Origin of the sequence: Iningainema tapete BLCC-T55, from assembly GCF_014698965.1 — a bacterium.
Taxonomy (GTDB): Bacteria; Cyanobacteriota; Cyanobacteriia; order Cyanobacteriales; family Nostocaceae; genus Iningainema; species Iningainema tapete.
Genome location: NZ_JACXAE010000063.1, coordinates 77,626 through 98,391, shown reverse-complemented (window position 1 = coordinate 98,391; position 20,766 = coordinate 77,626). Strand labels below are relative to the sequence as shown.

General features: G+C 41.9%; 15 protein-coding genes. 7 read left to right on the top strand and 8 right to left on the bottom strand.

The window, feature by feature from the left end:
- Positions 1-101: 101 nt before the first annotated feature.
- On the top strand, positions 102-881 hold the full coding sequence (locus tag ICL16_RS18790; protein ID WP_190830602.1) for an FHA domain-containing protein: 780 nt from the start codon (positions 102-104) through the stop codon (positions 879-881).
- Positions 882-889: 8 nt separating this feature from the next.
- Positions 890-1,849, top strand: coding sequence for a glycosyltransferase family 8 protein (locus tag ICL16_RS18785; protein WP_190830599.1), 960 nt, complete (start codon positions 890-892; stop codon positions 1,847-1,849).
- A 109-nt stretch (positions 1,850-1,958) separates the two neighbouring features.
- On the opposite strand, the gene recA is transcribed toward ICL16_RS18785, so the two are convergent.
- The 8 genes from recA to ICL16_RS18745 form a co-directional block, all read right to left on the bottom strand.
- On the bottom strand, positions 1,959-3,038 hold the full coding sequence (gene recA / locus ICL16_RS18780; RefSeq protein WP_190830596.1) for a recombinase RecA: 1,080 nt from the start codon (positions 3,036-3,038) through the stop codon (positions 1,959-1,961).
- A 182-nt stretch (positions 3,039-3,220) separates the two neighbouring features.
- Positions 3,221-5,953, bottom strand: coding sequence for an NHLP bacteriocin export ABC transporter permease/ATPase subunit (locus tag ICL16_RS18775; protein ID WP_190830594.1), 2,733 nt, complete (start codon positions 5,951-5,953; stop codon positions 3,221-3,223).
- Between the two features lie 20 nt (positions 5,954-5,973).
- Positions 5,974-8,178, bottom strand: coding sequence for an NHLP family bacteriocin export ABC transporter peptidase/permease/ATPase subunit (locus ICL16_RS18770; RefSeq protein ID WP_202895612.1), 2,205 nt, complete (start codon positions 8,176-8,178; stop codon positions 5,974-5,976).
- Between the two features lie 10 nt (positions 8,179-8,188).
- Positions 8,189-9,628, bottom strand: a complete 1,440-nt coding sequence (locus tag ICL16_RS18765) for an NHLP bacteriocin system secretion protein (protein ID WP_190830657.1) — start codon at positions 9,626-9,628, stop codon at positions 8,189-8,191.
- 604 nt (positions 9,629-10,232) lie between these two features.
- Complete coding sequence (locus tag ICL16_RS18760; RefSeq protein WP_190830590.1) at positions 10,233-11,786, bottom strand: S8 family peptidase; 1,554 nt, start codon at positions 11,784-11,786, stop codon at positions 10,233-10,235.
- A gap of 228 nt (positions 11,787-12,014) precedes the next feature.
- A complete protein-coding gene (locus ICL16_RS18755) occupies positions 12,015-12,260 on the bottom strand; it encodes a hypothetical protein (RefSeq protein ID WP_190830588.1) in 246 nt (81 codons plus the stop codon).
- A 620-nt stretch (positions 12,261-12,880) separates the two neighbouring features.
- Positions 12,881-13,699: a response regulator transcription factor gene (locus ICL16_RS18750; protein ID WP_190830586.1), complete on the bottom strand. Its 819-nt coding sequence runs from the start codon at positions 13,697-13,699 to the stop codon at positions 12,881-12,883.
- A gap of 350 nt (positions 13,700-14,049) precedes the next feature.
- Positions 14,050-15,312 carry a sensor histidine kinase gene (locus tag ICL16_RS18745; RefSeq protein WP_190830584.1) on the bottom strand — a complete coding sequence of 421 codons (1,263 nt, stop codon included), beginning with the start codon at positions 15,310-15,312 and terminating at the stop codon, positions 14,050-14,052.
- Positions 15,313-15,875: 563 nt separating this feature from the next.
- Here ICL16_RS18745 and ICL16_RS18740 point away from each other — a divergent pair.
- From ICL16_RS18740 to ICL16_RS18720, 5 genes are read left to right on the top strand one after another with little or no spacing between them, the layout of a single operon-like run.
- Positions 15,876-16,130, top strand: a complete 255-nt coding sequence (locus tag ICL16_RS18740; protein WP_190830582.1) for a YlcI/YnfO family protein — start codon at positions 15,876-15,878, stop codon at positions 16,128-16,130.
- Entirely contained in the window at positions 16,123-16,545 is a 423-nt protein-coding gene (locus ICL16_RS18735; RefSeq protein ID WP_190830580.1) for a type II toxin-antitoxin system VapC family toxin, read from the top strand. The genes ICL16_RS18740 and ICL16_RS18735 overlap by 8 nt, the downstream gene beginning before the upstream one ends.
- 13 nt (positions 16,546-16,558) lie before the next feature.
- Entirely contained in the window at positions 16,559-16,774 is a 216-nt protein-coding gene (locus ICL16_RS18730; RefSeq protein ID WP_190830578.1) for a hypothetical protein, read from the top strand.
- A 6-nt stretch (positions 16,775-16,780) separates the two neighbouring features.
- On the top strand, positions 16,781-19,015 hold the full coding sequence (locus ICL16_RS18725) for a helicase-associated domain-containing protein (RefSeq protein WP_190830576.1): 2,235 nt from the start codon (positions 16,781-16,783) through the stop codon (positions 19,013-19,015).
- 33 nt (positions 19,016-19,048) lie between these two features.
- Positions 19,049-20,734: a DNA repair helicase XPB gene (locus ICL16_RS18720; protein WP_190830574.1), complete on the top strand. Its 1,686-nt coding sequence runs from the start codon at positions 19,049-19,051 to the stop codon at positions 20,732-20,734.
- Positions 20,735-20,766 lie beyond the last annotated feature (32 nt).

The window sequence follows — 20,766 nt, the reverse complement described above, 5'->3', positions numbered from 1 at the left end:
GTTAGAAAGCTTAACACTTTGAGTGAAACAATATTCCCAGATTGTGTCACAAGGAGTGAGAAAGCGATTGTCCCTGATTATAGGCAACAGACTAAATATAAATGACCGAAATTAGTAAGCCAAACTTATTGGCAGTAAAAAGCTCACCTATCAAGACTGAGTTTGGAGAACAAGAACTAGAACGACGATTAAGTTTATATCAGGTGTTCCTGAAATTGTATGAACACCATAGCAATCTTCTAGATGAAATTCTTCAGTTGGAAAATGTCAGCCAGTCATCTTTGGTGGGGCTAAAGCCGCGTTATTTACAGGGTATCGTAGATGGTTCTGCTGTTTATGTAATTACTAACTTATGTGAAGGCAAAACACTGAGTTTACGACAACCACAACAAATTTGGACAATTGGGCGTAGCCGTGCCAGTGGAATATATGTATGTGACAAACATCTGTCTCGTCGGCATGCTGCTATTCAATATATAGATCCGCAAGGTTTTTACTTAATAGACTTTAATAGCACTAATGGTTCCTATCTAAATGGCGAACCGATTTATAAAGCGAGAAAACTCAAGGATGGCGATCGCATTCGCTTAGGTAGTGTAACTTTTTCTTTTTTCACTAATTATACAACTTGCGTATTACCGAATGTAGCAGTAGATTTATTGCTACAACTTGCACCAAGAATGGCTGATGAAGTAGAAAAAATTGATCAAGTTTTTGCTGTACAAAAATCTTTAACACAAGACGCAGAAATTTTTACAGAAATTGTGAGAGGGCAAGACACTGTTGAAGATTTAGCTGGAACATCAGCCTATGAGTATAAGCTATGTAACACCCAACAATCAGATATTTTAGATAGCTTTATGCACATTAAACCTAATTAATTATAGAAATGATGCGAAATAATTCCGAAGAGCCAATTGTGGTTGTTTCTGCGTGTGACGATAATTATGCAATGCCAATTACAGTAACTATGTGCTCTGTAATTGCAAATCTTAAAACAAGCCGCTCGGTACAAATATTTATAATCGATGGAGGAATTAAGGAGAATAACAAAAAGAACATATTAAAATCCTTACATTCAAAAAACATAAAGGTAGAATGGTTGCATCCCAAAAAAGCTCAAGTTGCCAATTTATTAGAAAGCGGTCATATCACAATAACTGCTTATTATCGGCTGTTAATTCCTGAACTTATACCACAATTTCATAAAGCAATTTATCTAGACAGTGATTTAATTGTGAAGGGAAATTTAGAAGAATTATGGAATATTAATATTGAAGATAATTATTTATTAGCAGTGCAGGATACGGAGATACGATATGTATCATCTGCTAAAGGAATAAAAAATTATCAGCAATTAGGGCTTTCACCAGATTGTAAGTATTTTAATTCAGGAGTTTTAGTACTCAATCTTGACAAATGGCGCACTAATAATATCAGCTACAAAATCATTGAATATATAGAAAATAACAAAGAGTTTATTCGTTGGCACGATCAAGATGGATTGAATGCAGTTTTGGCAGGTAAATGGGGAGAGCTTGATCTAAAATGGAACCAAATGCCCATCTTATACAGCTATAGTTCTTGGCAAGAAAGTCATTTAGAAGAAGAAGTCTATCATGATTTACTTCATAATCCATACATTGTTCACTTTGCCACCTGTGGTAAACCTTGGTTGCTAGGTTGTAAACATCCTCACAAAGATTTGTTTTTTCAGTATGTTGATATGACAGCTTGGCGTGGCTGGCGGCTAACGTTACCTCGTCGCTTACAGTTGAAACTAAAGGAAGAAATGACAATGATGAAAAAATCTTTATTGAAACCACAAAAAACTGCTGCCTTGAACTGAAGTTCAAGGCTAATAGCTTAAGTCAGAAGACAGCTGACTAAAAGAGTACAACCAATTTTTGTAGAGACGTTTCATGGAACGTCTCTACAATATGTTTCACTGCTATGTGTTACTCTTCTGGTTCAATCTCCAATTCTTCTTCTTCCTCGTCTTCGCTATTCTTACCTACAGAGTTAGCAGAAACAACAGCTCCCATGTCTAGCTTTTCACGTACTTGCTGCTTAATTTGTTCAATCAAATCAGGCTTTTCTTCCAGGTACTTAATTGCATTATCTCGCCCTTGAGAGATATTCTCACCGTTGTAGCTGTACCAAGCACCTTTACGCACAAGAACACTAGTTTCTTCTGCCAAATCCACTATACAACCCAAGGTAGAGATACCTTTACCGAAAATGATGTCAAATTCTGCAATTCTGAAGGGTGGTGCTACTTTATTTTTGGCAACTTTTACTTTGACGCGGTTCCCAAATTCTTCTGTGCCTTTCTTCAAAGTTTGAATCCGACGAATATCCAAACGCACAGAAGAATAATACTTCAATGCATTACCGCCAGTGGTAGTTTCTGGGTTACCGTAAGTAACACCGATTTTTTGCCGCAATTGGTTGAGGAAGATCACTGTACAACCAGATTTACCAATGTTACCCGTAATTTTACGTAAAGCTTGGCTCATCAAACGTGCTTGAAGTCCGACGTGGGCATCACCCATTTCCCCTTCAATTTCAGCGCGAGGAACTAGTGCAGCTACTGAGTCAATTACGACAATATCAACTGCAGCAGAACGAACTAACTGATCGACAATTTCTAAAGCAGCTTCGCCAGTATCTGGTTGAGAAACAAACAAATTGGCGATATCAACACCCAATGCTGCAGCATAGGTGGGATCTAGAGCATGTTCAGCATCAACATAGGCAGCAATACCGCCATTTTTTTGCACTTCAGCGACTGCGTGCAGTGCTAGAGTAGTTTTACCAGAACTTTCCGGACCATAAATCTCTACTACCCGCCCTTTGGGTATACCGCCGCCCAATGCTAAATCCAGAGTAAGCGCTCCACTAGAAATTGTTTCTACCCGCATCCGGGTAGCATCGCCTAAGCGCACGATCGATCCTTTGCCAAAGGTACGCTCAATTTGATTAAGTACCATGTTGAGCGCTTTTTGCTTGCCTGCATTGTCAGTGGTGATAGCCATTCCTAACCTCTATATATAGTTATTTATGCTGGAGTGTTGATTGGGGATTTTGAGTAGAACAGATATACTATTTTGGCATATTTTTGCCACTACCCGCCACAGGGTGAAGCACCATCCCTGCTACTTCCTTCATACGTAGGTCGATTATAGCCTGGAAAATATTGGCGATCGCAAACTTTAATCTATCCCATTTGTCGAGCCATCAACTGAGCAAACAGTCCGTCCTGAGAAGATAATTCCGTAAAACTTCCGAGTTGCACAACTCTACCTGCTTGGAGTACATAAATGCGGTGAGCATTGCGGATGGTACTAAGTCGATGGGCGATTACTATGCGGGTAACTTGCAAATGATCTAAACTTTCACTAACAATTGCTTGGGTTCTGTTATCTAAAGCACTAGTAGCCTCATCAAATAGCAAAATTCGGGGTTTCAATACTAAAGCTTTGGCAATCAGTAGCCGTTGCCGTTGTCCCCCTGAGAGATTGCCACCTCCTTGGCTTACCACTGTGTGCATTCCCATTGGCATGGCAGCAATATCATCAGCTAGCCCAGACATACGAGCTGCTTCCCAAGCTTCATTTAATGTAATCTGAGCACCGCCACCTAAGTTATCAAAAATGGAACCTGAAAAAATGTTTCCATTCTGCAAAACTACGCCTAATTGTCGGCGTACAGCACTAATATCCAATCCAGACAAGTCTTTTCCATCGTAATAGATACTACCGTCTTTGGGAGTTTCAAACCCCAGTAGTAATCGGAATATGGTCGATTTACCACTCCCAGATTCTCCCACCAGCGCAATAAATTCCCCACGTTCAGCATGAATACTCACATTCTCTAGGATCAGAGGTCCATCTTCTCGATAGCGAAACGATACACGATCTAAAGTGATTCTCCCTGTAAGTTTGCCTGGATCTGCTTTAGTCAAGTCCACTTCCGGTGTACTCTTGACAATCGGCTGCGCCCGTTTCCACAGAGGGATAACTTGCATAACATTAGGGACTGTGTTGCTCGCATTTGTAGCACTCTCAACAAAGGTTATGAACGCGGTGTTAAAAGCAAGGAAAGTACCAAGACTCAGTCCACTTTGCTCAGGAGTTTGAACCTCAGTGAGCATTTGAGTTGCAAACCAGAATAGCACTCCAGAAGTTATCGTTGGCATGACTGTATTGAAAAGTGTCACAGCATCTTCAATGAACTGAGTGCTAAGTTCGAGTTTAATTTGCCGACTGTAGTTTTTACTCCAGAAGGCGAAAGCACGCTCCTCTGCTCCCGCCACCCGCAGCTTAGAAATACCATTGAGAAGCTGCACAGTCTGCCCAAAGAGATTTCCCTGGATTTCCAGCAAAGGACGGATCTGACGAACGAGAATAATGCCAGAAATCATAGTGACTGCGATTTCTACTAAAACTACAGCAACAGCGACTAGGGCTAATTTAAAGTTGTAGTAGAACAAAAGTGCTAAATTCAGAAAGGCAAATAGACCGCTAATGATATTCATCAAAGTGTTGCCACTGAGGCGACGACGGATACTATTAACAGATGTCACCCGAGCATGAAGGTCTCCAGTAGTGTATTGGCGGAAAAAGGAGACTGGCAAATTTAGCAGTCGATCCCAGACAGCAGCTTGGGTATGGACGTCTGAAACAGTTTCTACTCGCAACACAGACAATCCCTGAGCTAAGCGAAAGAGCGCAGTTGCTGCCCCAGCAATCAGTAGCCCTAACCCAAATTGTAGCAATAATCCGCGATCGCTATCTGGAATCGCGTGGTCAACTAGAATGGCAGTGGCATGAGGAGTGAGCATCCCCAGTAACGTGACAGCAATGCCAGTTAAGAGAATCACAAGTAGGTCTTTTCCTCGACCAGAGAGAGCGAACCAAAGTAAATCGACAACATTGAGAGCTTTATTGGGCAAAGACCGATAAAAAGTATAAGCAACGGTAGTTAAGGAGGCGGCAATCCTGGCATCTACAAGGGTACGGGTTTGTGCGACTGGATCAAAAAGTTCATAGCGAGTGCCGGAAACGGGTAGTAGCGCCACTGGTCGCTCATCTTGCTGAGTGTAAGCTATCATCGGACCACAGTCTTGTTTCCACCAGTTGTCTTGCAGCAAAACCCGCCGCATTCGCAATCGCGAAGCCCAGGCAATCGCCTCCAAAGGGTCTTTGACACGTTTGGAATCTTCTGACTGAGTTGAGGGATTAATTTTCACACCCAGGGCTTTTCCTACTGCCCCAGCAGCCACGGTGAGAGGCGTACCTTCTAGAAAAAAGTGAGTTTCTTTAGGCATCAGCGGCGACGCTAGCTCTTCTAGAGCCTCCGCTGTTACCTGACGATCAAGATGTTTCCTTACCTGTAATCGCTTTAGTTCTTCTAAGCGCTCCTGCTCTTGCCAAAGCGTGATATAATAAAAAAATTGCTTATGAAGCTGACTTAGTCCTGCCAAGAGTTTATCTGAGTTTCTTGATGCATTCGTCGTCTTAGTAGTAAACTGAAGTGCAGCGTCTGCTTCCAGCCACAGGATGTCCCTAAGGGGCAAAGCATTACTAAGTTTTTGCAGCCAACTCTCTACCAGTGCCACAATTGTGATGTCGGCATCAGCGGTTAAAGCAATCAAGCATTCCCAATCTACCTGTAGCAATTCTGTCTTCTCAGTCGGTACTGCTAACATTTGGCAGTTATAATTATCAGGGTTGGGAGTTGTGCCAAATAGTACCTCTTTGGCATTACTCTGGAACAGATAACGCCGAGTCCCTTCAACAATACCATTCCTAACTGTGACTGCAAACAAGGCTACAGAACCGGATTTGACTACCCAAATTGTCTGCGGGTTATCTAGCAGTATCGGTTCATTGCCTTTAACTTGATATAATTTTCCTGGTAGCTCGCTGATGTCGGTGTAGTTAACCATTTTCTGTTTCCTGTAGTGCCTTAACTTTCACTTCTCAGCAGCTGCGAGTACACTCCCTCTACTTGCCACAATTCATCATGAGTGCCTTGCTGTACTATTCTGCCGCGCTCAAGGACAATAATTTGGTCGCAGTCGCAAATGGTGCTGAACCGATGGGCAATAATTAGGCAGGTACACCCTCGTCGCCGGAGATTCTGGTCAATAATTTTTTCGATTTCTGCATCCAAGGCACTGGTAGCTTCATCCAAAATCAGGATTGAAGGATTGTTCACCAAAGCACGGGCAATTTCTAGCCGCTGACGTTGACCACCACTTAAGTTGGCTGCCCCTTCTAATAACTGAGCATTATACCCTCCAGGCATAGATTGCACTACTTCGTCAATAGCTGCATCAAGACATGCTAGTTTCAGGTTTTGTTCTGAAACCGTAACATCCCATAAGGTAAGATTCTCTCTGATAGTTCCCCCGAAAAGTAGAATATCCTGCTCGACCATAGCAATGGAGTTGGTCAGTACGTGATGGGGAATTTCTTCTTTGCGGAAGCCATCAAAGCGAATTTCTCCTGACCAAGACTCGTAGAGTCCGCTTACCAATTTGCCAATCGTAGACTTGCCCGAACCGCTGCTACCCACTATGGCAATTCGCTGTCCGGGTTTTACCGATAGGTTAAAGTTTTCAATGAGGGGAGGTTCTAGACGGCTATAGCCAAAGGTAAGGTTTCGCAATTCGATGTAACCCTGTAGACGGGAGTGGGGGAATGGGGGAGAAGTAAAGCTACTCTTGTGCTCTATTCGTGGATCGGTTGGGTGGTCTAAAACATCATCTAGACGGATTAAATTGCCTTCCAGTTCTTGGAGAGTACTGCCGAAGTTCACGAGATTGTTAACAGGTTCTTGAAAGCTATGCATCATGCCCCCAAAGGCTACAAACATACCGATGGTGAGATGCCCATCCATCACCCGTAACCCACCTAAAACCAGCAATAGCGTAGATGAAAGAGCAGACAAAAGCACTGTTAATACAGAAAGAGTCTGGTTGGAAACTCCTAGTTCCTGCTGAGAATTCATTGCCTTGGTATAGTAACCTGACCAGCGAGCAAAGAAATCTGCTTCTAACCCAGATACCTTTAATGTTTCAATATTTTGAAGAGCGGCAATGGACGCGCCAGCCGCTTTGCCATAGTCTTGAACCAATTGCTGATTAGCGTCTACGCGCTGACGGGAAATCCACCGCAAGGTGAGAACATTGAATGTCGCAAAGCTGACTAAAATTAAGGTCAGTACTTTGTCATACTGGAGCATCACTAGTGCGTAAAAAATCACCATCACTGCATCGATCGCTGTAGTCGCCAATTGTCCGGAAAGAACGTCAGCGACTTGGTCATTTAAACTGATGCGCTCACTGATTTCGCCAGCAAACCGTTGAGCGTAAAAACTAGGGGGTAGGCGCAGAACATGCCACAGAAAACGGCTAGACATACTTAAAGCCAACTTAATTTTTAGCCGTCGCAGGTATCGTAGCCGCAGTAGCGTCAGTCCGGACTGAAGCAACGCTGCGATCGCCATCCCAAGGAGTAGTGGGCGCAGCCAGTGCTGTTGTCCCTGAATCAGGATTTCGTCCACAAACACCTGACTGAATACAGGGATTACCAATCCGACGAGTGTCAGCAGAAATCCCGCTATTATGCAGTATACTAAAGCACCAGTAGCGCCTTGTAGCCGCGACCACAGGGACAAAATTAGGTTGGGTTTGCGACCGCCTTTGGTAAATTCAGGTCCAGGTCGCATCACTAGCACTAATCCAGTGTACCCCTCATCAAACTCCTTTAAGGATATCCTTCGCCGTCCACTGGCAGGGTCGTTAATGTAAACCCAAGACGAGCAAAATCCCTCTACCACCAGAAAGTGGTTGAAGTTCCAGAACACAATGTATGGTGGGCGCAAACCTTGCAGGTATTCTAGTTCCAATTTAGCACCTTCGGCTTGAAGCCCGTAGCCCCTAGCTGCTTTGAGCAGATTGACAGCTTTACTACCATCGCGGGAAATACCGCATTCTTGCCGCAGTTCTAAAAGCGACACAATTAGACCGTAATAACAGAGAATAATACCTAAGGCTGCAGCACCACATTCAACTGCCTCCATTTGTAAGATGGTAGGAGTATTTACCCGGCTACCACGCCTTGGCAGTAGTTTTTGCAAATAATGCCAAGGATTAATCTTTGCCATTAAGGAAGAATTAATAGATACCACTGATCGACCTCAGAATTGGTAAAACATAAGTAATTGGAGCTCTCTGGTCCACCTTGACTCTAACTACTGTAGTCGTTCCTGGAGAGATTTTCATTGTCGGTCCAGAGGAAGAAGACCACTTGTAACCGCTGAATGTTGTAGAATCAGATTTTAGAGTGGCAAATACTTGTATAACTCCCTCATTCTTGTCAGGCACTAGACCCTCGACTACTTCTGGATTGCCTACTAGCTTAGCGGCAGCTTCTTTGGTAATGGGAAAAGATGAAACTCCAGTGACGGTGCCGACAATGCCACCAAAGCGTTCTCGCTTGACAGTTTGGGGCGTGATTTGAATTGTCATCAACCGTTGAATTTTCTTGCCATCTTTAACCGGAAAATAGGTGATGCCTACTAGTTTATTCGATTGATTTTCTACGTCGATGCTGGCAATACGTGTTCCTGAGTTAATAACTTGCCCAGGATGAACTGTCATTTCGAGAATGCGTCCTGAGTGTTGGCTAAGAATTTGGCTGTTATTTCCCAGTTGCTCTTTAAGTCGGGCAATCTCTCGCTCTACTTCTTGAATTTCTTTTTTCCGAGTGGTTGAAGTTTCTAGATCTTGTTGAGCTAAGGAAGCTTGTTTACTATCTAGTTCCTGTAATTGCGCTTGAATGTTTTGGATTTCATTCTGCTTGGAAAGATAATCTCTTAAAGCTTCGGCTTCCTTAACGGCAAGTTGCTTTAGCTGAGATTCAGCTTCATCAATGCTGGTGGTTTTATCTATATATTCCTGGTGCGCTTGCAGCACTAAATCGCTAGAAACTGCTCCTTGTTGGAAGAGCTTCTGGCGATTATCTAATCTCTCTTTAAAGGTAGGAAGCAATTCTCGAAGCGTTTGTATGCGTTTGTGCAGGTTCTTTTGATCGCGCTTGATTGACTCAAGACCTTTTTCTCTCAAGATTGGTGTCAAAGACTGCAAGTCCTTTAGCTTTTGCTGTAGAGTTTGGCGTTGCTCTTGAAGAGCCTTTTTTTCCTGGTCTTTCCGCTGCATCTGGAGCAAATTGACACCACGATCCTGATCTTGCAATTGAGTTAGTTTGGTTTGGGATAATTGTAGCTGCTTGCGGAGATCAACCTGGTCAACTGTTGCTATGACATCTCCTTTCTTAACAATCTCCCCTTCCTTAACATTTAAAGTCAATAACTGTCCTGAAGTTGTGGTCTGGAGTGGTACAACTTTACTGGGGTAAATCAGCACCCCACGACCCTCAATAGTAATCGGAATTCGTCCAAATATACTCCAAACAAAGGCTGCTACCACTAACGAACCTAACGTAGCTAAAGGTAGCCAACTTTTGGGACTAACTACGCGCAGATTCTGGTCTAACCTCTCTGGAGAGGATAAACGCTCCAAAGACTTTTTGCGGAAAAGTCTGCTTTCTTTGATTTCTGGAGATGGATGAGTAGCAGGTTCCTGTAAGGGTTGAGTTAAGGAATCTGGGTTTGATTGCGGTGCTAGCCTTGATTCTTGGCAGGGCTGAACGTCGGAATGGGAGGGGAGTGTTTTAACTGTATTTTCATTCACTTTAGTGTTAAATGTAACTAGAAAATGTACTTTTAATTTGGTGCTACAGATTGACCACACCTAGAACACTACAAACCAGTAAATCCAGGGGGTAGCTGCAATACTTCTTGTTTAGTAATGATGAACCCGCGAAGATCCCCCCTTGCCCCCCTTAAAAAGGGGGGTTGCTTGCCCCTCTTAAAAAGGGGGGTTGGGGGGATCAAGTCTTAACCGAAAAGTATTGGGGGTAGTTGGAGCTTTAGTAGAAAATTAGTTTGAATAAATGTGATGATTCCTATCTAGAACTACAAGTTGCAATTAACCTATTTAGTATTTAGCAACTTATGTTCAACTACTTTTTATAATCATCAATTTGAGCATATCACTTCAAACTTTAAATCAGCTATCTAAATTCTTTAGAAATGAGTCAGCTAAATTCTTTAGGAGCACTTTTGTAGCATATTTTATGTTTATTGTCAACGCCTTTTTAGTTAATTCGGCAACGGCGTACAAAGGCTATTCCTAAAGCACTACACAAAAATAGAGCCAAAACCGAAGAAGGTTCTGGAACACGCTGTGCGGCAAGGCTTAAAGCTCGATCAGCTTGGATCAAGCCATATCCAGTGCCAAAGTCAAATCCAATGTCAAATTCAGGGGTACTTGGATCGTCCATATCAATGGCAGATCTTTGTAGGATGTCATAAATTTCCGCAGGAGATAGATTTGGGTTGAATTCCAGCAAGAGCGCCGCGACTGCCGCCGCGTGTGGAGCCACCACTGATGTTCCAAAAACGTTGGGAAACTCGTCTCCCTCAACTTCTCGAAAGCCAAAAAAAGTGTTATTAACGCCATCTGGAGCTACAATCCCTGGCTTTTTGCGGATTTCAGGATTTGCCAAACGGTTGCCGTTGGCATCGAATAAAATGGGAGTGCCTCCGGCGGAGGAGAACAACTGTATCACAGGCGGCTCTACACCAAATTCTGGGGTGTCAAGATAGAAAGCTGCTCCAACAGGCAGCGCTCCCCTAGCATTGGCAAATCCGTAAATGGTGCTGCTAGACGTGTTAAATTCGTTAATTTCAAAGTCTAGCCCCTGAGTAACGTATTTTAAGAGATTAGGAGCAGGACCATCTTTTAATGCAATTGCTAGATTAAATTCGGTGCTTTGAGTTTCGTTAATGAAGTCAAAAAATTCTAGAGGGTCATTACCAATGTTAGATTCAGTACTGCTAGCCAATAATTCAGTACCGGAACTGTCATACAAAAAAATATCGAGATCGTTGGGGGAGCCTGCACCCCCACTCACAGAAAAGAAGGGTGAATCCCATTGCAACGAAAATGAAAAAAGAGAGCCAGTCGGCATCGTGATACGCTGAAACGTATCTACGCCCGGTCCTGGATCAAAATCGTGTAGCTCACCTCCAGAGATGAGGTCAATCACACCACTGGAATTAAAAGGACTTTGGTAAGATTGACGAGCTGCGTTTCCGGCTGAGGCGAAAAATGAAACCCCATTACTAGGTCTAGATACTACTCTATCAACAGCCTGGGCTATCAGTCCATCTTGGAACATCGGCTGACGGAGAACATTGACATCACTGATGATAATCCTAGCCCCTGCATCGGCAAGCTTTTCAATAGCTTTGGCATATTCGGCTTGACTCTCAACCAATCCTGTGTGAAAGATAAAGTTAGCACTAGGAGCAATATCATACATGATTTGCATGAGAGCATTACCTTCATCAGTACCTGTACCAGGAGGACCATCAATATCCCTTATGACTCTAATTCCTTCTGGCAAGTCACCACTGTCAACATCCAGTTGTGAGAAGCCTAAATTATTGTAGCTGTCAGAAATTACTCCAATCAAAACACCCTTCCCAGTTACACCAAAACGTTCTCGAGCGATATCAGATCTGATAGCTATATCCCCTTGAGTAGTTGTCAATCCCACCCCAAAAGCTTTTTCATTTGGCAATAGACTAATAGAGGCAGTTGCTGTGATCAGTACTGAGGTGATGATCCTACAAAAATTCTTCATTCCATTAAGTAGTCTTGTTATTTATAAAATTTACATTATCATTTTCATTCCCATAATTATCATTGCTGTAGCACTCTTTCGTTGCTTTTCTCAGAGAAAAATTAGAAACCCCGGATTCATGCCACACGCCTACTTGTGTTTAAGTAGGGGCTGAACCGGGGTTTTTGAGAAACCAGCGGAAATTTATTACGCACTAGTTTCTTAGAGAAAAGAGGTTACAATTGCTAATTATATAGAATCAACGGTAACACCAAGAATTGTTCTGACCTCTCTTGCAATTACTCGACCTGAGGTGTTGCCGATTGAAAGAGGTACGGTACTAACTCCTTGGAATGTGAGTATAACCGTTCTACCTCCAGTGCTATATTGTCTAACACCACCAGCTACGGATTCGAGTTCTGCATCAGATACTTGTGCATCAACTAAGTTAGCAGGAAGAAGTTGTTGTAGTTCTTCTTTGATTGTGTTTTGCATTTTCTTGGCTCCTTAAGTAGGATATTATTTTGAACAAATGTGATGATTTCTAACTGGAATGACAAATTGTATTAACCTATTCGGCATTGAGCAACTTGTCTTCAACTACTTTTGAGAATCAACAATTTCAGAATAGCAGCGTAAATTTTCCTAGAGCTAGCTAAATTCTTTAGGAACAAATCAGCTAAATTCTTTAGATTTTCCTAAATTGAGTAATTGATTGAGTAACTAAAAAAATTAGATGACAAAAATAAAAAAATTGGATTGTGGTTTGTGATTGTGATTCTCTATAATAGGAACGCTTTGCGATTTGGTTTCTAGCTCTGGAGTTTTCGCATTTTAAAGTGTCGCAACAGCTATAACAGTCCTAAATGATTCGCGAACACAGAGAAATCAGAGAAACCCGGTTTCTCAAAGAAACCTGGTTTCTGATGGCTAGCATTTGCAACTTAAATAGGATTGCTATAGCTTCAAATCTCTTAAAGAAACAACATTAAGCAGTAGTTATAATCAACATTAGGGGCGAACGGCTGTTCGCCTCTAACCATACATTTGTATCAATAAAAAAGTGAAATGGTATCACTCCCTTGTGTACTGCTGTGGGAGTAATGTGAGGAGGCTTATGCTACATTCGTACAGGTTTTTGTAATAGAGCCACGATAAGCGCTGCGCCAGTCTCCTGGAGTCATGCCAAAGGTTTTGCGAAACAGGCGAAAGAAGCACCACGTATGGCGATAGCCTACAGCTTCGGCAATGTAATCTATTGATCGGTCGGTTTCTTGGAGTAAGGAACAGGCTGCTACCATCCGGCGCTGGGTAATCCAGCGATGCACGCTCTTTCCTGTTCGACGTCGCACTAAATCGGTTAGGTAAGCGGAGGAGTAATCAAGTGCCTGTGCCACGTCACACAAGCTGATCGACTTGTGATAATTGGCTTCGATGAAGTCGAAGACTTTACTCAATTGGGGACAAGCAGGAAAGATTGACTTTTGGTCTGTTGGTTTGGCAGTGTCAGCAGGTGGTGGCGCTGGGACTTTTTGGGGATCAACAGCGTACCACTGCCTAAGATCTGCCTGTTTTTCCAGTTGGGCAGTAATCGCCTCTAGTAATTCCTCTACCGTAAATGGTTTAGTGAGATAGTCATCTGCTCCCAGATTCATGCCTTGGCAAAGTTCAGTTTTGGCAAACTTAGCAATCAGAAAAATGAACATTATTGCTGCTGTGGCTGGATCTTGGCGCAGCGAGGTGAGGACGCCGTAACCATCAAGTTCCGGCATATTAATGTCGCAAATCACCAAATCAGGCAACTTTTCCCGTATCTGTTGGACAGCAACAAGACCGTTTTCCACAGCGATCGCATCGAACCCTTCAGCCTCTAAGCATTCTAGAAACATCTCTCGGCTTTGCGCCTCATCTTCAATCACTAGAATCTTTTTCATTGTCTGCACCCGATTTTTGGTTTTTATTAGACTTCAGGCAAAAGTCAATTCCTGTCCACAAGCTTCAACTTGGGACTAGATAAACAAATATCGATGTCGCGCTCTCAAAATCTCGCCAATTCTTCGTGGTTAGCTGCTCAAACTTTCGGGCGAAAGACTTCAACCCAACATTTCTGGCGGCATGTCAACCAGAATTTTATTTGCACAGATAAAATATTTTATTTTTTTGGACAATACCGAGTATAATGGAAAAGTGTATTGTTGGGAACAACGAAAAGTCAGACTCACTGAAACTACCCAAGAGCGTTTGGTCAATCGTTAGTAATAATGGTCGCAGTAGACAGTCTTGCTTACAAAGCTTTGCCTAATGGCAACGTAATTATAAACGTAGTACCCACCCCTACTTCACTCATCACAGAGATTTGACCAAAATGTAAGTCCACAAGTTTTCTCACAACTGCTAGCCCTAGTCCGATACCTGGTACATCGCCGACATTATTGCCGCGATAGAATGGTTCAAACAGTCGTTTTTGATCTGCTGGTGGAATGCCAATTCCTTGATCTTTAATCTGGAAAACTAGTTCTTCATTACTATAGCACGAAAGTTTCAAATCAACTGTCCTATCGTTTGGAGAATACTTAATCGCATTGTCGAGCAGATTTGTCAGCATCGGCTGTAGCAATTTTTCATCCACACAAGCTGTTGAGCAGTCACCAAGAATTGCAAAGTTGACAGTGTGGCTGCTACTGTGGCTCAGTGGCAATTGTGTTAGTAAATTACGGCAAAATTGCTCTAAATTAATTGCTTTTGGTTCAAATTTTAGTTTTCCTGCTTCTAATTTACCAATGATGAAAACATTATCCATCAACTCGCCCAGATATTCAGCGGCAGTTTGGATACGATGGAGATACTTGAGTTTTTTCTCAAGATCCCATTGGTGAATGTTACGTTTAAGCAAGCTGGTGGCAAATGAAATAACGTGCAGGGGGTTGCGGAATTCATGAGAAACCATACAGACAAAGCTGGCTCCCAGTTCACTCTCGTCTTTTTCTTGTTCTAGAGCCAGCCGAAGTTGTGCTTCTGCAAGCTTGCGCTCAGCTATCTCGTGGCACAATTGCTCATTAGCTCTTCTTAATTGAACTGTGCGCTCTTTTACTTTGCACTTTAGCGCTTCATTAATTTTGCCTAGTGCTATTTCTGTCGGCTTGCGTTTAGTATTATTGCGGACAAAGATACAGCTATACTCTTTACCTTGGTGTTCCAGATAAATAAAGGTGATCTCCACAGGATTTCTCCCGCCCTCTTTCAGAGGATGTAAACAATCAAAGTAAAGCGAACCCTGCTTCTGGATAGCTTTCCAAAATTCTGACCAAATTTTTGGCGAAAAGTCTGGTTCTACGTCGTGCATCGTCATGGAGAGTAATTCCTCACGGGAATACCCAGCCATGTAGCAAGCCGCCTGATTTACGTACAAAAACCGTGCGTCTTTTGCTACCCAAAAAACAGCATCTGCCGCAGAATCTATCAGGAACTTGGTAAACTGCAACTCCTCTTTTGGCTGTAATGTAATTTTAAGCTTGAGTTGCTCCAAAATATGATAACCAAAAATCATAATCCAACTCCCTGCAATTAATAATTATTAAATTGAAATACTGTTTCATTTTTGTTTTATTTCCGACAATTGCTTAATTACGTAAGTGACAATTTGACAAAAAGTTTACTTATATAGGAATCCGGTTTGATTTTTGAACAAATCTACGTATGTGTAGGGTGGGCTATGCCGTACATCTCGGGATTTTGTGGGCAGTGCCCACCCTACGTGTATTTCAAAAATCAAATAGTAATCCTATATTGTCAACATTCATATTCTGATCAGTATTCTCTTAGTCAGGGGTACTATGTTGTCAATGTCGAAAACTGCAACATTATTTTTTTTATTTGTGGTAATGAAAGCTTTAATGTTAAATTTAGTTTATTGCTTACACACAGAGTATGTGCTTTGCCTTCCCAGATGATCCCTGAGTCCGGCGTATGGTTTTAAGCTAATGAGCATTTAAGTTTCATCATGAAAGGGAAGACAGCCCTTACTACAAACAAGTTACCCATAAATTCTATCTATGTAACCAAAATATAGTTACAATTGTAGATATCACAAGACAAAAGCTGGGAGTTAGTATGGAGCGTGAAGCAGTTACAATCCGGTTTCCCATTCCTCTGCTAAAACAAGCAAAACAGCTTAAAGACGGTGGAGAGTCATTCAATGAGTTAGTAGTTGAAGCAGTCGAACAAGAAGTCAAACGACGACAAGCTATTGCTACCCATCAAAGTATCCTCAAAAGGCGTGCCGAAATTAAAGCTAGAACAGGCGTACACCCAAATGCTAATGCTTTGATTCGTAGTTTAAGAGAAGGGAACACGTCAATTGAATAAAGTCTTATGCTTAGATACAAGCGTTTTCATTCCCTATCTTGTGCCTGATGAAAATGAACCACTAGCAGATAGCCTAATAGTAGAAACAGTGGTGGGTAATGCTCGTTTAGTTGCACCTGCTTTTGCTTGGGCAGAAGTAGGCTCAGTTTTACGCAAAAAAGTCAGGATGGGTTTACTGACAAAAGAGGAAGCTAACGGGTGTTATCAGGATTTTTGCGATCTACCCATAGAATACATCAATGAGGAATTAATTAAAGTCAGAGCTTGGGAAATTGCAGAACAATATCAACTACCAACACTATATGATGCCGCATTTTTAGCTTGTGCCGAGAGGCAAAAAGCTCAGTTTTGGACTTCCGAGCAGGTGCTATTGAGCAAATTATCCCCACTGCCAGCTTATGTAAATCAACTATAGGGAGTACTATACAATGGAGCAAAAAACTGCTACATTACATGAAAATATTGCCATCATTGAAGTGGCAACACCTAACATATTAGATAGTTTACTCGCTGACCGAAAAACAGCCCCCTTAATTTACACCCGCTTGGATGAATGCACAGCTGTAGTCGCACCGGAAAACTTTGATGCGCTTCTCACTCGTTTATTAAAGCTAGGACACTTACCTAAAGTTTTATCCAGGTAATTACATATGTCGGAGAAATTGCGTTTTGATCCTTACCTCAACCAGATAAATACCGAACTCTTACCACCAATGGCAAAAGTTTGGGCGGGTAAAGGAGTACAACGCAAGCAAGATTGTATTAAGGCAATTACTGACGGTTTAAAAAATCCGCAAACTGTTCAAGATGTCATCCAACAGTTAAAACCTTTTGAAAGGTTAGCACTGGAATTGGCTAAAGTTGCACATGGTGAAATGAAAGCCGAAGATTTACTCCAGATGCTGCGACTTCTTGATGCAGAAGAGTTGCCTGAATTTCACAAAGAATCTGAACCAGATCACAAAGCTTTTGCTAAATACTTAGTTAAGCGGGGAATTTTCTTATGTATTATCCCAATCAGTAGCTATAATTATGCTGAGAGCGATCGCTCTCTATCTGTGTTCACAGATGAACGATTACTGACACACATTGGCAGTCCATCCTTTAACAAACTACCTTTAAAAAATCATCCAGAACCAAAATTAACAACCGTTCGTCGTCCCGCCAACGTTGTTTTGAACATTTTGGGTATGTTGCAAGCAATTGAGCAGCAAGATGGATTTAAATTAACTCAAAAAGGTACTTTTCAACTTAATAGTTTAAAAAAATTTACTAAATCCCAAAATTGGAAAGACGAATCTACTGAAGTTGATGGCTTTTTATTTCATGATCCGGCAAATGCTTTTGCTTTTGCTTTGTTAAACTCAGACTTATTAATTCCCACTAAAGAGAATACAATAAATTTAAGAGTATCCATTGAAGAATTTGCCAAATATTCGCAAAAAGAGCAAGTTGAACTACTAATACACGGTTTTGTTAAATCAATTCAATGGCTAGAATTTAGAGAAAATAGATGGTACAATCGCGAACTATTTATTCAAGGAAGAGAAATTTTATTATCAGCACTAAAATTGCTCCCAGAAGCCGGAAGACATTGGGTAGATTTTGACGAATTTGAGCAAATATTATTTAAACGTTTAGGTGAATTCTTTTCCTTAAAAACCAAACCTAGCTATCCCAGACGGTTTGTTAACGATACAAGAGATGAATTGACTATATTAAAAGAGTGGCGTGATAAATTACGTCAAGATTGGTTAGGTTATGAACGAGTTTGGTTAAAATATGCTCTCTCAAGTTGGTTGTACTATTTAGGAATAGTCGAATTAGGATTACTACCTTCCCTGAGTGCGAAAATTCAAAATGACTCAATTTCTAGTTTTCGATTGACAGATTTAGGACGTTTACTTCTCTATCCCCAAGAAACAGATAACAATCTAGTTACTGAATACTCCAGCCAACAAGCATGGATAGTACAGCCAAACTTTGAAGTTATGGTATATCTAGAAGATGTAAATCCGCTCCAGTTAGCATTACTAGAACGCCATGCAGAACGTGTATCAGTACAACAGCATATTGCTCAGTATCGATTAACACGAGATTCAGTATATAACGGTTGGGAAAATGGTTACTCTTTAACAGAATTACTCGCTGCATTACAAGAAGGTTCTAAAGTAGGTTTGCCACAAAATGTCGAAACAGAATTACAACAATGGGGTAATCTTTACGAACAGGTAAAGCTACGCAAGCGAGTAAAGCTGTTAGAATTTGCAGATGAAGCCTCAAGAGAGTCAGCAGTCAACCAAGGACTTAAAGGCAAACCGATTGGTGACAAGTTTCTCTTAGTTGGAGAACGTGCATCTGCTAAATCTTGGTTCGGCGATATAATAGACTATAATCAACCATTGCCTCGTTGTCTATCAATTACAGAAGATGGGATGGTGACAATAACGCAATCAACTCCAGATTTATTAATTCACGAGCAGCTAAACCGTTGGATGGAAGTACAAGCAGATGGTAGCTGGCGATTATCTCGTAAAAGTGTCACTGATGCAGTTAAAGCCGGAGCTAAGCCAGAAGAATTAATCGAGTTTTTGCGATCGCGCTTAACTACACAAATTCCCAACTTATTAAACGTAGCTATTCAAGGATGGGTAGGGATCGGTACAACGGTAGAAGTAGAAAAGGTATTAGTGTTACGCTGTACTAATCCAGCAGTATTTAACGCGATTGCTTCTAGTCCAAAATTAGCACCCTATTTATTGGGAAAACTAGCACCGGATGTTTTATTAGTAGATGAAAAACAATCTAAAAAATTCGCAAGTGAGTTGGAGTGGGCTGGTTTAAAAGTCTTAGAAACACTACAGAACGTTCCCAAAGTAGAATAAGCTAAAGTTTCTTTCCCCAGTCTCATTGTAATTATGTCCTACGTGCCAGAAAATGCGCTGATTATCCAAAGCGATCGCTCTGTTCTTTTGGAAGTACATTCACCCCGCGCCGATGCAGCACGAGAAGCCATCGCACCGTTTACAGAATTGGTAAAAAGCCCAGAGCATATCCACACCTATCAACTATCACCCCTAAGTATCTGGAACGCACGTTCCGCAGGGATGGCGATAGATGATATGTTAGCAGCATTACAGGCACACTCTAAGTATCCCATGCCTGTATCAGTGGCGCAAGAAATTGCAGCTTTAGGAAATCGCTATGGATTGACAGTAATTGAACGAGATGGCGATCGCTTAGTGCTAAAAATAGCAGATTTACCCCTAGTTGAACTATTAAAACGTAATCAACAAGTTGCACCTTTACTAGGAGAACGTTTAAGCGAACTAACTTTTGAAATTAATCCAGCTTATCGCGGTATCCTCAAACAAGCACTTTTAGGCGCGGGCTACCCAGCAGAAGATTTAGCTGGGTATGTGAAAGGAGACAGTTTAAAAATTGAAATTCTACAGCAAACGTCTTCCGGAAACAAATTTCACTTGCGCGATTATCAAAAGTACGCGGCTGAAGCATTTTACCAAGCAGGTAGAGTACAAGGTGGTAACGGGGTAATTGTTCTACCTTGTGGTGCAGGTAAAACAATGGTGGGAATGGCGGCGATGGTAGCGGTACAAGAAAGTACCTTGGTTCTCACCAGTAGTTTGACTTCAGTACGGCAATGGCGACGAGAATTACTTGATAAAACTACTCTATCAGAACAAGAGATCGCCGAGTACAGCGGTCAAGTAAAAAATACTGCCCCTGTAACTTTAGCTACTTACCAAATTCTCGGTTATCGTTCTAGTAAAGATGGTGATTTTCCCCATTTTGAGCTTTTTAAGGCTCGTTCTTGGGGTTTAATTATCTATGATGAAGTGCATTTATTACCAGCACCGATTTTTCGCATCACTGCTGAATTGCAAGCACGTCGCCGTTTGGGACTTACAGCAACGTTGATCCGCGAGGATGGGAAGGAAGGAGACGTGTTTGCCTTAATTGGTCCGAAACGTTATGATGTGCCTTGGCGAGATTTGGAAGGTCAAGGATACATAGCTACTGCAGAATGCACTGAAATTAGGATTCCTCAAGATGAAGATAGGCAAATGGAATATGCGGTAGCTGAAAGACGCCATCAGTTCCGCATTGCGGCAGAAAATCCCCGTAAGTTTCAAGTTGTGGAGGAGTTGTTGGCAAGTCAAAAAGGACACAAGGTTTTAATCATCGGGGAATATATTGACCAGTTAAAAGAAATTGCTAGGGTAACTAGGTTACCATTGGTGACGGGGAAGACTACTCAACGCGATCGCGATAAGCTTTACGAACAGTTTAGAAATGGTGAGATTGGGGGATTGATTCTCTCGCGGGTGGGGAATTTTGCTCTGGATTTACCTGATGCTGATGTTTTGATTCAGGTTTCTGGGAAGTATGGTTCTCGTCAAGAAGAGGCGCAACGATTGGGGCGGGTGCTTCGTCCGAAGGCTGATGGTGGTAATGCTCAGTTTTATACTTTGGTGTCTTTGAGGACTTGTGAGGAGGAGTTTGCTCGTCACCGTCAGTTGTTTTTGGCGGAGCAAGGTTATAGTTATCAAATTCAAATTGTGGAAGATGGTGTGTTGAATTGATGATGGCGATGCGATATGTATGTAGGGGTGAA